Origin of the sequence: Sphingomonas sp. Ant H11, assembly GCF_000797515.1 — a bacterium.
Lineage (GTDB): Bacteria > Pseudomonadota > Alphaproteobacteria > Sphingomonadales > Sphingomonadaceae > Sphingomonas.
The window spans coordinates 1-1,337 of record NZ_JSBN01000199.1 but is presented as its reverse complement, the minus strand read 5'-3'; the positions used below and the strand labels follow the sequence as shown (position 1 = coordinate 1,337).

Genomic DNA, 1,337 nt, shown 5'->3' with positions numbered 1-1,337 from the left:
GGTCACCCTCACCCTTCCGTCGCTCCGCTCCTCCTTCCCTCTCGAGGGGGAGAGGGAATTTTATGCTGATCTTCGACAGTCGCCCGATCTGTTCACGCAAAGCCGCGAAGCCGCGAAGCGGGATCCGGTTCGCGCGGAGCGCGGAGGCGCGGAGACGGTGCGCCCCGTATCGACCGACACACTCCCTACGTCATGCCGGGCTCGTCCCGGCATCCACCGTGCCGAGCATCCTGCGGCCGATGGTCTCGAACATCGGTGGACCCCGGGACAAGCCCGGGGTGACGCCGCGCCCGCCGTCCGTGCACCTTGTCTCCCTTCTCCTCCGCGTCTCCGCGTCTCCGCGCGAACTCCCTGCTTCGCGCCTTCGCGCCTTCGCGTGGACCAAAAAAAAATGCTGATCCTCGGCCTCGACCCTGGTCTCGGCATCACCGGCTGGGGCCTGATCCGCGCCGAGGGCAACCGGCTGAGCCATGTCGCCAATGGCAAGCTCAAGACCGACACCGCCGCCTCGCTCCCCCCGCCGCCTCGCCCATCTCGATGCGATGTTGAGCGCATTGCTGATCGATCACGCGCCCGATGCGTGCGCGGTCGAGGAAGTGTTCGTCAACGCCAACCCGCAATCGACGCTGAAGCTCGGCCAGGCGCGCGGCGTGGTGCTGTGCGCGGGCGCGCGCGCTGGGCTCGATGTCGGCGAATATGCCACGCGCTTGATCAAGAAGGCGGTGGTCGGCGTCGGGGGTGCTGAAAAGGTGCAGGTGCATGCCATGGTCAGCCGCTTGCTGCCCGGCGTGAAGATCGACGGACCCGACGCCGCCGATGCGCTGGCGGTGGCGATCTGCCACGCGCATCATTTGGCGAGCGCGCGGCGCATCCCCTGATTTTGCTTTCCTCGGGCGGCGCGTTCCTGTTACGTACCGGGGATGATCGCCCATCTCAAAGGCCGCCTCGACGCGACGGGACTCGACCATGCCGTGGTCGATGTCGGTGGCGTAGGCTATCTGGTTGGCGCATCGTCGCGGACACTCGCCGCGATCGGCCCGGTCGGCGAGGCGGTGATGCTCCACACCGAGATGCTGGTCGCCGAGGATTTCATCCGCCTGGTCGGCTTCGCGACCGCGTCGGAGCGCGACTGGTTCCGCTTGCTCACCGGCGTGCAGGGCGTGGGTGCGCGCGTCGCGCTGGCGATCCTGTCGGCGCTCGAACCCGCCGATCTTTCGCGCGCGATTGCCGCGCAGGACAAGGCGATGGTCGCTCGCGCCAATGGCGTTGGCCCCAAGCTCGCCGAACGCATCGTGCGCGAATTGAAGGACAAGATTGGCGGCGTCGCCATCGGCGGC

General features: G+C 67.8%; 1 protein-coding gene and 1 pseudogene. Both read left to right on the top strand.

The genetic code is table 11. From position 1 onward, the window contains the following. Positions 1-391: 391 nt before the first annotated feature. A pseudogene (gene ruvC / locus NW75_RS21495) lies at positions 392-878 on the top strand (crossover junction endodeoxyribonuclease RuvC). A 42-nt stretch (positions 879-920) separates the two neighbouring features. Beyond that, positions 921-1,337: Holliday junction branch migration protein RuvA (ruvA, locus tag NW75_RS21490; RefSeq protein WP_033967421.1), on the top strand; the 417-nt coding region annotated here is incomplete at its 3' end.